The organism is Microbacterium sp. (assembly GCF_044340635.1).
Classification (GTDB): domain Bacteria; phylum Actinomycetota; class Actinomycetes; order Actinomycetales; family Microbacteriaceae; genus Microbacterium.
In genome coordinates this window covers 1-13,705 of the sequence record NZ_JBIITF010000019.1, presented here as the reverse complement: position 1 = coordinate 13,705, position 13,705 = coordinate 1, and the positions used below count along the sequence as shown (strand labels likewise).

General features: G+C 68.5%; 12 protein-coding genes and 1 tRNA gene. 7 read left to right on the top strand and 6 right to left on the bottom strand.

Features of this window, described 5'->3' with window-relative positions; translation table 11 throughout:
* Window positions 1–6 precede the first annotated feature (6 nt).
* The gene (locus ACIQ0W_RS14110; protein ID WP_396643355.1) at window positions 7–3,966 is read right to left on the bottom strand and encodes a Pls/PosA family non-ribosomal peptide synthetase; all 3,960 of its coding nucleotides are present in this window, start codon (window positions 3,964–3,966) and stop codon (window positions 7–9) included.
* Between the two features lies 1 nt (window position 3,967).
* Window positions 3,968–4,603, bottom strand: a complete 636-nt coding sequence (locus ACIQ0W_RS14105; protein WP_396643354.1) for a hypothetical protein — start codon at window positions 4,601–4,603, stop codon at window positions 3,968–3,970.
* A gap of 159 nt (window positions 4,604–4,762) precedes the next feature.
* On the opposite strand from ACIQ0W_RS14105, the gene pstS reads away from it, so the two are divergent.
* From pstS to pstB, 4 genes are all read left to right on the top strand, one after another.
* The gene (gene pstS / locus ACIQ0W_RS14100; protein WP_396643353.1) at window positions 4,763–5,863 is read left to right on the top strand and encodes a phosphate ABC transporter substrate-binding protein PstS; all 1,101 of its coding nucleotides are present in this window, start codon (window positions 4,763–4,765) and stop codon (window positions 5,861–5,863) included.
* Window positions 5,864–5,939: 76 nt separating this feature from the next.
* Window positions 5,940–6,881, top strand: coding sequence for a phosphate ABC transporter permease subunit PstC (gene pstC, locus ACIQ0W_RS14095; protein ID WP_396643352.1), 942 nt, complete (start codon window positions 5,940–5,942; stop codon window positions 6,879–6,881).
* A gap of 1 nt (window position 6,882) precedes the next feature.
* Entirely contained in the window at window positions 6,883–7,977 is a 1,095-nt protein-coding gene (gene pstA, locus ACIQ0W_RS14090) for a phosphate ABC transporter permease PstA (RefSeq protein WP_396643351.1), read from the top strand.
* Window positions 7,978–8,016: 39 nt separating this feature from the next.
* The gene (gene pstB / locus ACIQ0W_RS14085) at window positions 8,017–8,796 is read left to right on the top strand and encodes a phosphate ABC transporter ATP-binding protein PstB (protein WP_100813456.1); all 780 of its coding nucleotides are present in this window, start codon (window positions 8,017–8,019) and stop codon (window positions 8,794–8,796) included.
* Window positions 8,797–8,877: 81 nt separating this feature from the next.
* On the opposite strand, the gene ACIQ0W_RS14080 is transcribed toward pstB, so the two are convergent.
* The 4 genes from ACIQ0W_RS14080 to sigK all read right to left on the bottom strand — a co-directional run bounded on the left by ACIQ0W_RS14080 (window position 8,878) and on the right by sigK (window position 12,022).
* Window positions 8,878–9,762, bottom strand: coding sequence for an aminotransferase class IV (locus ACIQ0W_RS14080; RefSeq protein ID WP_396643350.1), 885 nt, complete (start codon window positions 9,760–9,762; stop codon window positions 8,878–8,880).
* A gap of 167 nt (window positions 9,763–9,929) precedes the next feature.
* Window positions 9,930–10,571, bottom strand: a complete 642-nt coding sequence (locus ACIQ0W_RS14075) for a DNA-directed RNA polymerase subunit beta (RefSeq protein WP_396643349.1) — start codon at window positions 10,569–10,571, stop codon at window positions 9,930–9,932.
* Between the two features lie 84 nt (window positions 10,572–10,655).
* A complete protein-coding gene (locus tag ACIQ0W_RS14070) occupies window positions 10,656–11,423 on the bottom strand; it encodes an anti-sigma factor domain-containing protein (protein ID WP_396643347.1) in 768 nt (255 codons plus the stop codon).
* Window positions 11,420–12,022 (bottom strand): ECF RNA polymerase sigma factor SigK, encoded by a 603-nt coding sequence (gene sigK, locus ACIQ0W_RS14065; RefSeq protein WP_396643346.1) that lies wholly within the window; start codon window positions 12,020–12,022, stop codon window positions 11,420–11,422. Before sigK ends, ACIQ0W_RS14070 begins: the two co-directional genes overlap by 4 nt.
* A gap of 189 nt (window positions 12,023–12,211) precedes the next feature.
* Between sigK and ACIQ0W_RS14060 the strand changes: the two genes are divergently transcribed.
* The 3 genes from ACIQ0W_RS14060 (at window position 12,212) to ACIQ0W_RS14050 (ending at window position 13,602) form a co-directional block, all read left to right on the top strand.
* The gene (locus ACIQ0W_RS14060; RefSeq protein WP_396643344.1) at window positions 12,212–12,871 is read left to right on the top strand and encodes a fasciclin domain-containing protein; all 660 of its coding nucleotides are present in this window, start codon (window positions 12,212–12,214) and stop codon (window positions 12,869–12,871) included.
* Window positions 12,872–13,015: 144 nt separating this feature from the next.
* A tRNA-Lys gene (locus ACIQ0W_RS14055) sits at window positions 13,016–13,088 on the top strand.
* Between the two features lie 130 nt (window positions 13,089–13,218).
* Window positions 13,219–13,602 (top strand): hypothetical protein, encoded by a 384-nt coding sequence (locus ACIQ0W_RS14050; RefSeq protein WP_396643343.1) that lies wholly within the window; start codon window positions 13,219–13,221, stop codon window positions 13,600–13,602.
* The last annotated feature ends 103 nt before the right edge of the window (window positions 13,603–13,705 follow it).

The following is a 13,705-nucleotide window of genomic DNA, read 5'->3' as shown; positions in this document are numbered from 1 at the left end:
TGGCCATCAGTGCGCGCTCGTCTGGTAGGAGCGCACCTTGACCGCGCGCCACGGACCGATCGGGTTGCCGCTCCAGCGGCTGCCGATCGGCACGGTCTCGCCGCGCATCACGAGCGACGCGGGTCCCACCGTCGCATGCGCGCCGATCGACGCAGCGGGCAGGATCACGCTGTGCGGGCCCAGCGTCCCGCCGGGTTCGATCGTGACGACATCCATGCTCATGATCCGATCATGGAACAGGTGCGTCTGCACAACGCAACCCCGGTTGACCGTGGACGCATCACCCAATGTCACGAGATCGGGCTCGGGCAGCCAATAGCTTTCGCACCAGACGCCGCGCCCGATCTTGGCGCCGAGCGAACGCAACCACACGGCGAGCGCGGGAGTACCCGTCGCGGCGCGGGCGAACCACGGCGCCGCGACCATCTCGACGAATGTGTCGGACACCTCGGTGCGCCAGACGAAACTCGACCACAGGGGCTTCTCGCCCGCGTGGATGACGCCCACGAGCATCCACTTGACGAGCGTCGAAACACCCGCGGCCGCAGCTCCCGCGACGAGCAGAACGATGCCCGACAGCAGGACAGCGACGATCGCGCCGTATGTCTGCACGAGCAGGGCGAGCACGAAGAGGACCCCGAGCCCGATCGCGCAGGTCACGATGACGGGCACGATGCGACACAACTCCCACAGGGCACGGGCAATCCGGAGCGCTGTGCGCGGCTGATACGTGCGGCTCTCGTCGGCGTCGCTGGAGACGCGGCGCAGGCGCACGGCGGGAGAGCCGAGCCACGAGGTCCCGGGCTTCGCCTTGAGTGGCGCCGCCGACAGTACGGCAACCAACCCGCCTCTCGGCACACGGTGGCCGGGAGCCGCCATGCCCGAGTTGCCGAGGAACGCGCGTTTGCCGATCTTCACCGGCCCGATGCGAATCCAGCCGCCGCGCAACTCGTACGACGCGACCATCGTGTCGTCGGCGAGGAAAGCGCCACCTTCGATCGTCGTCATCGCGGGGATCAGCAGGACCGTGGATGCTTCGACATCGCGACCGACGTGTGCCCCCAGCATCCGCAGCCAGACCGGTGTGAACAGGCTCGAGTAGAGCGGGAACAGGATCGTGCGCGAGGAGTCCAGAAGGCGCTCGATCGTCCACGCGCGCCATCCCATCGCACTCCGTACGGGGAACGTCCCCTCGACGAGACCCCATTGGAGGCCCCGAACGAGGACGACGACGGATGCAGCGAAGACGAAGCCCGTGACGAGCACCGCGGGTACGAGCCAGGCGTACGCGGCGAGCGCCGCCGTCCCGAGCGAGTCCGCGCCACGCATGCCCGCCGCCAGGACGAGCGCACCGAGAGCGAAAGCCAGCAGGGGCAGCAGCGCCAGCAAGGCCGACGATGCGGCGTAAGCCCACAGCCAGCGCGTGGGCGCGGGTGGGCGCTCAGGCGGCCAATCCTCGGCAGCGCCGCCGACCCGCTCCGCGGGCGAGCCCGCCCAGCGCTGGTCGGCGCGCACGCGGCCGAACACCGCGGACCCTGGCGCGATCTCGGCCCGACGACCGATCCGCGTACCGGGTGCGAGGGTGCTGCGCGCCCCGATCGTCGCCTGAGCGCCGATGCGCACCTCGCCGATTCGGACGACGTCGCCGTCGATCCAGTAGCCCGTCAGGTCGACCTCGGGCTCGATGCTCGCGCCGTCGCCGATCTGCAGCATTCCCGTGACCGGTGGCAACGTATGCATGTCGACGTCGCGGCCGATCTTCGCGCCGAGCGCGCGAGCGTAGTAGCTGATCCACGGGGCCCCGGCGAGACCTACGGCGTCCACCTGGTCGGCGATCTGCTCCGCCAGCCACAGCCGGATGTGCACATGTCCACCGCGGGGGTGATCGCCCGGCCGTACCCCGGCGAGCAGCATGCGGGCGGCGACCGCGGAGATCGCCATCCGTCCGAACGGAGTGGCGAAGATCAGCAGAGCCGGAATGAGCACCCACCAGTCCACAGCCGGTAGCGCCTGGAAGCCCGGCACGAGGTGGAGGAGGGCGCCCGCGGTCAAGAGGTAGATCAGCCAGCGGACGCCGCTGAGGATGAAGAGGGGCACGCCCATGATCGTCTGCAGGATCTGTGTCGAGCGGGGTGTCGGCGCGGGTTCGCGATACGTTCCCACCGCATCTTCGCCGAGCGGTCCGAGCGCCTTCGCCATCGCGCCGAGGCGCGGCAGGTCGTAGATGTCGGCGACGGCGAACTCCGGCGAGCGCACCCTGATCTTCGAGACGAGCTGAGCCGCGGCGAGCGAGCCGCCACCCAGGTCGAAGAAGTCGGCGTCGGCATCCGGCACCGAGACACCGAGCACCGCGCGCCACTGCTCGGCGAGCCACGCCTCGACGCCGGTCAGCGTTGATTCCTCGGACGGCATACCCACCAGCGGCCAGGGCAGCGCAGCCTTGTCGACCTTGCCCGATGTCCGAACGGGCAGGTCGCCGACGACCGCGAGCAGCGGCACCATCGGAGCGGGCAGGGTCCCGGCAAGATCGGCACGGGCAGCTTGGCGGTCGAATCCCTCGTCGACGACGAGGTAACCGACCAGGATGTCGACCCCGGCATCCGTCCGCCGCACCGCCACCGCGGCGCCCCCGACATGCGGAAGGGCTTGCAGCGCGGCCTCGACTTCGCCCAGCTCGATGCGGCGCCCGCCGATCTTGACCTGATCGTCGGCGCGTCCCTGGAACACCAAGCCCGCCGGTTCGTACCGGACGAGATCGCCGGATCGATAGGCCCGGTCCCAGCCCAGGGTCGGCATCGGAGCGTACTTCTCCGCATCCTTCGCGGGGTCGAGGTAGCGGGCGAGACCGACTCCTCCGATGATCAGCTCGCCGACCTCGCCCTCGGCGACCTCGCTGCCCTCAGCGTCCACGACCGCGAGCGCCCAGCCGTCGAGGGGCAGCCCGATCCGCACCGGCGGCTCGCCGGTCAGCAGCGCGGCGCACGCCACGACCGTCGCCTCGGTCGGCCCGTACGTATTCCAGACCTCGCGGCCCTCTTCCGTCAGACGGGCGGCGAGTTCGGGCGGGCACGCTTCGCCCCCGAAGATCAGCAGACGGACGTTCTCGATGGACTCGGCCGGCCAGAGTGCAGCCAGCGTGGGGACGGTGGACACGACGGTGATCTGCTGGCGCACGAGCCACGGGGCGAGGTCTTCGCCCGACCGGACGAGCGCGCGTGGCGCGGGCACGAGACACGCTCCGTGTCGCCAGGCGAGCCACATCTCTTCGCACGACGCGTCGAACGCGACCGATAGACCCGCCAGCACGCGATCACCGGGCCCCAGCGGGTCCTCCTGCAGGAACAACGCGGCCTCGGCATCGACGAAGGCTGCGGCCGAGCGATGACTGACCGCCACACCCTTCGGCGTTCCGGTCGACCCCGAGGTGAAGATGACCCACGCGTCGTCGTCCGGTGCGGGCGGAGGCACGGCCACGACCGCGTGCGTGCTCGGGTGCGGGGCGTCCCCTTCGAAGAGAGCGGATGCCTCGGGCTCGGCTTCCTCGACCGTCGGACGGAAATCACCCGAGCCGTCGATGACGCCGCGCACGGCCGCCTCACCGAAGACGAGCCCGGCGCGCTCTTCGGGATCGTCGGCGTCGACCGGCACGTATGAGGCGCCCGCGGCGATCACTCCCAGGATCGAGATGTAGAGCTCCTTGGTGCCCGAGGACATGCGGATACCGACCCGGTCTCCGCGCCGGACGCCGGCCTCATGGAGCCGTGCGGCCGTCCGGCCCACGCGCGCCATCATCTCGCGGTAGCTGAGGGATCCGGATCCATCGTCGATCGCCGACGCCTCGGGGAACCGCGCGGTCGTCGCCCGCAAGATGTCGAGGAGCGTGCGCTCTGCCGGTGCGTGGGCACGCCGGTCGAGCTCCGGCTGGCGCGATTCGGGCGCGGACACCGGGGCGGCGAGATCGGTCACGTCAGCTCGAGAGGAGGTCGATCAGCTGCGCCTTCGTCAGGCGCGAGTAGCCGCTGTGCCCGGCCTCGCGAACGCGGACACGCAGGAGCGCGACAGTCAAGCGAGCCAGGTCGGGATCGGCGGCGGCACCGGATGCCTCGCCCGGCGCCGAGGCGGGGTCGCTGTCCTGCGGCGCGTCGTCCGGAACATCCCCCGGCTCGAGCGCCGACACGGCCTTGTCTGCGTCGTCGGCGGCGCGGCGGGCGGCCTTGTCGGCCTTCGAGGCCGCCTTCTTCAGCGCCTTGGCCGACGCGGCCTGTGTCTTCGCCTCGGCCTCTGCACGCGCGGCGTCCTCGGCGGCGCGTTCGGCCTCGGCCTTCAGCGCGGCCTTGCGTTCGACCTTCGCGAGGGCCACGGCCGTGGCCTTGCGCACCTCCGCCGCGGCATCCTTCGCCTTGGCCGCGACCTTGGAGGGCTTCTTGCGCAAAGTCTTCTTCGAGACATCCGCGCGGGACTCGGCCTCGGCAGCGAGCTCGCGGACTTTCTTCGCGGCCTTCGGCGGGAAGTCCTTCGCGGCCTTCCGAGCCTGCTTGGCCGCCTTCGCCGCGTCGTCGATCGCCGCTCGTGCGGCCTGCTCTTTTCTGCTGGTCTGGGGCATGGCGCACAGCATATTCCGCCCCGGTGAACGGACCCGCCGCGCCCGATCCCGTTCACCTTCCGTTTACCACTCTGGCCCACTCTCTTAAGGCGTCGCTCCTACCGTCGCTGTGTGCCCTGCACCGGGACACGACATGTCAACGGATCGAACGGAAACACAGTGAAGATCACCCGAATCTCGCGGATCGCGGCCCTCAGCGCCGTCGCCGCTCTTGCCCTTGCCGGCTGCGCCTCGAACGAAGGCGGCGGCGACAGCAGCACCGACCCCGAAATGAGCGACCTCTCCGGCGAGCTCGTCGGCTCCGGCGCGTCCTCGCAGGAAGTCGGCGTCCAGGCATGGGCCGCCGGGTTCCAGACCGTCAACGAGGGCGTCACGGTCACGTACGACCCCTCGGGCTCCGGCGCCGGACGCGAGTCGTTCCAGGCCGGCGCCGTCGGCTTCGCCGGCTCCGACCGCGCCTTCTCGGCCGAAGAGATCGCCGAGGGCCCCTTCGACGGTTGCGTCGAGGGCACCGGCATCATCGAGATCCCGTCCTACATCTCGCCCATCGCCGTCATCTTCAACCTCGAGGGCATCGAGTCCCTGAACATGGACGCCGCGACCATCGCGGGCCTGTTCGCGGGCACGATCACGAACTGGAACGACCCGGCGATCGCTGCTCTCAACGAGGGCGTCGACCTTCCCGACCTGGCCGTGACGCCGGTGCACCGCGCCGACGACTCGGGCACGACCGAGAACTTCACCGACTACCTGTTCCAGGCCGCGCCCGACGTATGGACCGAAGAGCCCGATGGTGTGTGGCCCTTCGCCACCGGTGAGGCCGCCCAGGGTACCTCTGGTGTCGTCTCGGCCGTCGAGGCCGGCCAGGGCGCCGTCACGTACGCCGACGCTTCGCGCGCCGAGGGCTTCGGCACCGTCGCGGTGCAGATCGGTGACGAGTTCGTCGAGTTCTCGCCCGAGGCCGCCGCGGCAATCGTGGACGCTTCGCCGGTCGCCGAGGGCCGCACCGCGGGTGACCTCGCGATCGAGCTCGACCGCACGCCGGACGAAGCCGCTTACCCCATCGTCCTCGTCAGCTACATGATCGCGTGCGAGGAGTACGTCGACGCCGCGACCGCCCCGCTCGTCAAGGGCTTCCTCGAGTACGTCATCAGCCCCGAGGGCCAGGACGAGGCGGCCGCCGCAGCCGGTAGCGCCCCGATCTCGGACACGCAGCGCGAGAACATGCAGGCCGCGCTGGACCTGATCGTCGTCGAGTAATACCCGTGCCCGGCCCGCGAGAGATCGCGGGCCGGGCACACCCCTTAGGCCTCGTACAACCCGAGAACAGGATGAGATGACCACCACCGCGCCCCCCGTCGTCAAGGCGAAGCAGCGCCCGGGCGACCGCTGGTTCTCGGGGACCGCACTCTTCGCGGGATCGATGATCCTCGTGACCCTGGCCGCCGTCACGATCTTCCTCGTGATCCAGTCGCTCCCCGGCCTCGCGGCCACGAGCGAGGACGCTTCGGTCCTCTCTACGAACTTCTGGGACTACGTCTGGCCGCTCGCGTTCGGCACGGTCTGGGCCTCGGCCCTCGCCCTCCTGATGGCCGTCCCGCTCTCGGTCGCTGTCGCCCTCTTCATCTCGCACTACGCCCCGCGCCGACTGGCCCAGGGCCTCGGCTACGTCGTCGACCTGCTGGCCGCCGTCCCCTCGGTCGTCTTCGGCCTCTGGGGCATCCTCGTCTTGGCACCGGCCGTGCAGCCCCTGTACAGCTGGTTCGTCGAGAACGCCAGCTGGTTCCCCCTCTTCGCCGGCCCGGTCTCGAGCACGGGCCGCACGATCTTCACCGCCGCCATGGTCCTCGCGGTCATGGTCGTTCCGATCATCACCGCGATCTGCCGTGAGATCTTCCTGCAGACCCCCGTGCTCCACGAAGAGGCCGCACTCGCCCTCGGCGCGACACGGTGGGAGATGGTCCGGATGGCCGTTTTCCCCTTCGGCCGCAGCGGTATCGTCTCGGCCTCGATGCTGGGCCTCGGCCGCGCCCTCGGCGAGACCATGGCGGTCGCGCTGGTCCTCTCGGCCACGGGCGTCGTGACGTTCCGACTCTTCACCCCCGAGAACCCCAGCACGATCCCCGCGAACATCGCGCTGACCTTCCCCGAGGCGTATGGCACCAACATCAACGTCTTGATCGCGACGGGATTGATCCTCTTCATCGTCACCTTCGCGGTGAACGCCCTCGCGCGATACTTCGTCAACCGCCGCAAGGAATTCTCGGGAGCCAACTGACATGACCCTCACGACTGCTCCCTCGTCTTCCACCGCACCCGCGTCTCCGAGCGGGCTCACGAACGGTCGCCTTCCGAAGGGCTCGACCTGGGGCATCCTCGGTCTCAGCGCGGTGGTCAGCGCCATCCTCTTCGCCGTTCTCGGCATCGCCGGCGGCGGCGGGTTCAACGTCGCCGGATTCGCCGTCGTCACCGTCCTGCTGTACCTCGTGCTGATCACCGTCGTGTCCACGATGGTCGAGGGCCGCCGGAAGGCGGTCGATCGCCTGGTCACGGGCATCGTGACGGCGGCCTTCGCGCTCGCGATGGTGCCCCTGGTCTCGCTCGGCATCACCGTCCTCACGAACGGGATCGCCGGTATCTCCGCGGACTTCTTCACGTCGTCGATGCGCAACGTCGTCGGTGAGGGTGGTGGCGCACTGCACGCCATCATCGGCACCCTCCTCATCACCCTCGCCGCGGCCGTCATCTCGATCCCGATCGGCCTCTTCACGGCGATCTACTTGGTCGAGTACGGCCGTGGGAAGCTCGCGCAGGGCATCACGTTCCTCGTCGACGTCATGACGGGCATCCCGTCGATCGTTGCGGGCCTGTTCGCGTTCGCGGTGTTCGCGCTGTTCTTCGGACCGGGCATCCGCCTCGGCATCATGGGTGCCGTCGCCCTGTCGGTCCTGATGATTCCCGTCGTCGTCCGCTCGAGCGAAGAGATGCTGCGTCTGGTGCCGAACGAGCTGCGCGAGGCCGCCTACGCACTCGGCGTGCCGAAGTGGCTCACGATCGTCAAGGTCGTCCTGCCGACGTCGATCGCGGGCATCACGACGGGCATCATGCTCTCGATCGCCCGCGTCATCGGCGAGACCGCCCCCCTGCTGATCACGGCGGGCGTGACGACATCGATGAACTACAACCTGTTCGAGGGGCGCATGATGACGCTCCCCGTCTTCGCTTACTCGCAGTACATGAACCAGGGCATCCCGGCCGAGGCCTACATCGACCGCGCCTGGGCCGCGGCGCTCGTGCTGATCGTCATCGTCATGGCGTTGAACCTGCTCGCGCGCCTCATCGCCCGAGTCTTCGCGCCGAAGACCAGCCGCTAGCCCTCCCCCGCTCCTACCCGAGAACATCCAGAGGAAAACGTGTCCAAGAGCATCGAAGTCAACGATCTGAACGTCTTCTACGGCGATTTCCTCGCCGTAGAAGGTGTCGGGCTCGAGATCGAACCCCGCAGCGTGACGGCCTTCATCGGCCCGTCGGGCTGCGGTAAGTCGACCTTCCTGCGGACCCTCAACCGTATGCACGAGGTCATCCCGGGGGCCTACGTCAAGGGCCAGGTGCTGCTCGACGGGTCCGACCTGTACGCCCCAGGTGTCGACCCGGTGCTGGTGCGTCGCCAGGTCGGCATGGTGTTCCAGCGCCCGAACCCGTTCCCGACGATGTCGATCCGTGAAAACGTGCTGGCCGGCGTCAAGCTGAACAACAAGCGCATCAACAAGAGCGACGCCGACGCCCTGGTCGAGAAGTCCCTCCGCGGGGCGAACCTGTGGAACGAGGTCAAGGACCGCCTCGACCGCCCCGGTTCGGGTCTGTCGGGTGGACAGCAGCAGCGCCTCTGCATCGCCCGCGCGATCGCCGTCTCGCCCGACGTGCTGCTGATGGACGAGCCGTGTTCGGCCCTCGACCCGATCTCGACGTACGCGATCGAAGAGCTGATCGCCGAGCTCAAGTCCGAGTACACGATCGTGATCGTCACGCACAACATGCAGCAGGCCTCGCGCGTCTCCGACCGCACCGCGTTCTTCAACATCGCGGGCACCGGCAAGCCCGGCAAGCTCATCGAGTACGACGACACCCGCACGATCTTCACCACGCCGACCGTCCAGGCGACCGAGGACTACGTCTCGGGTCGCTTCGGGTAAACCCGTACGCCAACGAGGAAGGCCCGCGACAATCGTCGCGGGCCTTCCTCGTTGGCTGATCAGTCGCGGGGCGAGAGCAGATCAGTCGCGGGGCGAGAGCAGATAGGCGTTGAGCGCGTCGGTCAGCTCGTGGTCGAGCGACACCTCCACCTCGTCGATCCGCCGAACGGGAGCTGCGAGCCGCACGCTCGACACGAGCCACGCGGCATCCGCGGTGGCCAGCTCACTCACGCGCACATCGCGATAAGCGGTCGTGTAACCCTGCCCCTCGAGCCACGCGAATGCGCTCAACTGGGTCGTGCCGTGCAGGATTCCGCCGGTCGGCTCCGGGGTGACGAAGACGTCACCGATACGCAGGATGACGGATGCCGTGGGTGCTTCGAGCACGAACCCGTCCGACGAGACGAAGATCGCGTCGTCGGCACCGCGCTTGTGCGCCTCGCGCAGCGATGCCATGTTCACCGCATACGACAGCGTCTTCGCCCCCAGAAGCAGCCACGGAGCACGGGCGGGCGCGTTGAGATCGAACCCGCGGTCGAGCGTCACGACCGCAATACCCTCGCGCCGGGGCCGCGAGAAGTCGGCCGCGTCTGCAGCGGTGACCCAGGCGGTCGGGGTCGGTCCATGCTCGACTCCACGGCTGAGGATGGTCTTCACCACCCACTCTCCAGGGCCGCACAGCGCCGCGGCGGCATCGATGGCCTGACGCCACTGCTCCACGTTCGGCACCGGCAGATCGCAGATCTCGGCCGAACGCACGAACCGCTCCAGATGCGCAGCGACCTCTTGCGGGTGAGTGTCGACCACACCGATCGACTCGAAGATGCCGTCCCCCCGCTGCGTACTCAGCTCGCCGACGCTGAGCGCCGGCGCGGACGCGTCGACTTGCGTGAACGTCGCGGAGAAGTCGGTGCGGGAGTCGCCGGATGCCGTGGGCTCGATGATGAGCGCGAAGCGTGTTGCCATTCTCCGAGCCTACGGCGCCCGGTCGGAATAGCCGCCGCGGCGGCTGCGTTACACTGGAACAGCCGGGCCGCAGTAACCCCGGGCTCCATAATCTGCCGCTCCGAGCGGCTCCGCGCCGAGAGGCGTTCTGCGGCCCGGCACTTCTCTGCCGGAAGGTCGGGCGTCGCTCAGTTCAGCGTGTCGCGGCGCCACAGCGAGGCCGCCGCGGTCAGATCCGCGGCGAATGCCGACAGTCTGAGTGCCCGAGTGGTGAGGTCTGTTGCACGCTCGGGCTCGGTCAGTTCGTAGTCGTCGGCGAGCCGGGTCGCCCCATCCGCTTCAACGCGGCAGAAGGCGGCCGCCCGTTCGAGTGCAACGCCGAAGTCACCCTCGAAGACGCCACGCAGGATCGTGTCGGACAGCTCGACGAGTTCTTCGGGCCCGGCGGGGGCCGGGGCACCCGCGACGACAACATCGGCCGTCGAGAGCTCGACCCGCCCACGCTCGAAGAGGAGAGCAGCGGTACGGGGGTCGTCATGGATCATCAACTGCAGCAGGTACAGGCGCCAGAGCGTTCCCGGCAGCGTCCGCGCGGGTGAGCGCGACCACAGCTCGGCGATGTCATGGATACCGTGCAGGTCGGTGAACTGCACCAGGCGGTCGACCACCGAGGCATCCGGCTCTTCGCGGACGCGCGAAAGCAGCGCGGCGGCCGTCGAATGGGCCACGCGCGAAACGTCGGCGGGATCCTCGGTGCCGAACAGTCGGTCGAACATCTCGGAGGGGCGTCGTACCGGCTTGTGGAATCCGGGGCCGGTGGCGTCACTCATCCGTCCAGGCTACCCGCGACGTCTGGAGCGAGAGCCGCCGAAGCGTTCGCCCGCCGCGCAACCGAATCTGCCGTGCAAGGTGCGTCAGGCGGTGGGGATGGCGAAGATGGGATCGCTCGTCGGCGCCCCGCTCGGCGAACCGCCGGCAGGCTCCACCGTCACCGCGATGACGTCGCCCGGACTCATGGGCCCGGCCAGAAGGGCCGTCGCGTCACCATCGTCGCCGGCCTCGAAGACCCCGGCTGAGATCGCACCGGCGTCGCGGACGAACCAGAGTTCGTAGCTCTGATCGGCGCCGATCGTGGGCAGGCCATCCGAAACGAAGACGACCTCGCCGACCGTCTCCGACCAGTGCACGGTTGCCTCGCCACCGTCAGACAGCGTCGTCGACGCGGTCTGAGCGTCGGGGGCGGCCTCGATGCGCTCGAGGGCCACCACCGCCACCGGGCGATTCAGCTGCTGCGTGAGGACGACCGCTCCGCCGCCGACTCCGACCAGGAGGACGAGGGATGCGGCGAGCGCGAACCAGGCTCGCGGGCCCCAACTGCGCCGACGCGGCTCGGCGGGGGCTGCGGCCGGGGACTCGAGGCTCGAGGCGGGAGCTGCGACCTGTGCGGGATGATCCTGCTGCACAGAGGCGATCCGCGCCAGCAGATCAGTGCGCAGGGCGGGGGGCGGCGCGACCTCGGCGACGGAGTCCGAGAGTGCGGCGACCGTGGCGGCATCCGAATACGCGTGGTGCTCCCACTCGGGATGCTCCGCGAGGGCGTCGACGAACGCGGCCTCGTCCTCGGGGCTCAGCGCGTTGAGCGCGTGCCCCGCGGCCAGTTCTGCGAATTCGTGCTCGTTCATGTCGTCACCCCCAATTCTCCTCGCAGACGGGTCAGCCCGTCTCGCATTCTCGTCTTGATCGTTCCGAGCGGCGCCCCGACGAGGGCCGCAATCTCGCTCTGACTGTAACCCCCGTAATACGCGAGGGTTATGGCTTCCCGTTGGGCATCGGGAAGGGTCTCGAGCGCCTGAGCGACCCGCTGCCCTTCGATCCGAAGCTCCACTTGTTCCGCAACCCCGTCATGAGCGACCTCTATGTCCCGGAAGCCCACACGCACGTCCCGGTCCGCGCTCGCCTGCGCCGATCGAACACGATCGACGGCACGGCGGTGCGCGATGGTAAGCACCCATGATCTTCCCTGCCCCTTGTTCGGAGCGAACTTGGCGGCGGATTGCCAGAGCTCGAGGAAAACCTCCTGCAGGACTTCTTCGCTCTGCGAACGATCGACGAGCACACGAAGAATGAGGCCGAATACGCGGGAAGAGAGAAGGTCGTAGAGACGCGCGAACGCACCCTCATCCCCTTGTGCGACGCGTGTCAGCAACTCCGCAACATGGTCGACGGATTCACCGCCCTCTTCGGGCATGTCCACACCGTCGATCACCACGGAATCCAGCATGCCTCACCGAGAGCCCGACCCCCCAACGCGGCACGGGGGTCTGGACAAGCCGAAAAGTTTCTGGTCGATCTCCAATCCGATCCCGGAGCAGCCCCGAATGGCCCTGTGAACGCCGCACCAAGCGGTGCACCGACCCCGCACCGGGGTATGTGTCCACGGGGCCCACAGCCCCACATAGAGGAGGAACTCATGTCACGTACCAAGATGCGCCTGACCGCCGGCCTGTCACTCGCCCTGGCGGCGACGTTTGCGCTCAGCGCTTGTTCGATGGGCGCCGAGACCGCCACCGACGACACGATGGAAGAGCCTTCGAGCACTCCCTCGATGTCCGAAGAGATGGAAATGGACCCGGCGGCGAACCTCGTCGGTGCAGGCTGCGCTGCCTACGCCGAGCAGGTCCCGGATGGTGCCGGCTCCGTCGAGGGCATGTCTGCCGACCCCGTTGCGGTCGCAGCATCCAACAACCCGATCCTGACCACGCTCACCGCAGCGGTCAGCGGTCAGCTGAACCCCGAGGTCGACCTCGTCGACACTCTCAACGGCGGCGAGTTCACCGTCTTCGCGCCCGTCGATGACGCGTTCGCGAAGATCGACCCCGCCACGATCGAGACCCTCAAGACCGACACGTCCCTGCTGACGTCGATCCTGACGTACCACGTGGTCCCCGGTCAGATCGCCCCCGATGACATCGAAGGCACGCACACCACCGTTCAGGGTGCGGACGTCGAGGTAATGGGCAGCGGAGACAACATCATGGTCAACGGCGAGTCCGCCGTGATCTGTGGTGGCGTCCAGACCGCCAACGCCACGGTCTACCTCATCGACACGGTGCTGATGCCCCCGATGTAATCGGACCATCGTGTGTCGCGTGATCCGGGGGGCTCACGCGACACACGCACGACCGCGGCCGTCGGAACCTACCTGCGAGGGGGTTCCGGCGGCCGCTTCCGTGCGCGCGGCCACCCCTCGGCGTTCAGTAGGCTGGTGGGGTACGGGCCTCTAGCTCAGTCGGTAGAGCATCGGACTTTTAATCCGCGGGTCGTGGGTTCGAGCCCCACGGGGCCCACCGCACGCACAAGGCTCGAACCCTTGCCAATGGAAACGTTGGCAGAGGTTCGGGCCTTGTTCATGTCTGCGGCCCAGGTCAGAGCGTTGGCGTTGACCTGCGGATCGAGGAGCATTTCGAAGGGCCGGTTGTGCTCGACGCGCAGCTCGTTGTCCTCGTCGATGAAGACCTTCGTGAAGAACGCCTGGTTGCACAGCCGCCGGTTGGTGTCGTCGCAGCGGGCGTAGATGTCAGCGCAGTTGGCGAGCAGGCCGAGCGCGTCATCGAGGTGGGCGCGAGCGTCGGCGTAGTCGCCGAAGTGGGTGTCGATACGGCGGGTTACCTGGTCGAGTTCGGCGACGATGCGGTCTTGCTCGCGCTTGAGTACGGAGAGCGGTATCGCGTCGGCGTAGTGCGCTTGCATGAGGCGGTCTTGCTCGCTTTCGAGCCGGTTGCGGTTGGTGGTGAGGCGTTCCAGTTCCTCGGTTTCGGCGGCCATGAGCCGGTCGAACGGGACTGCTGCACGAATAGGTGACATCTGATCTGGCTTGCCCTCGAGGGTGGCCTGGAAGGATGTTGCTGTGCCCAAGCCCTACCCGACCGAGTTCCGTGATGACGTCGTGCGCGTCGCGCGGAAC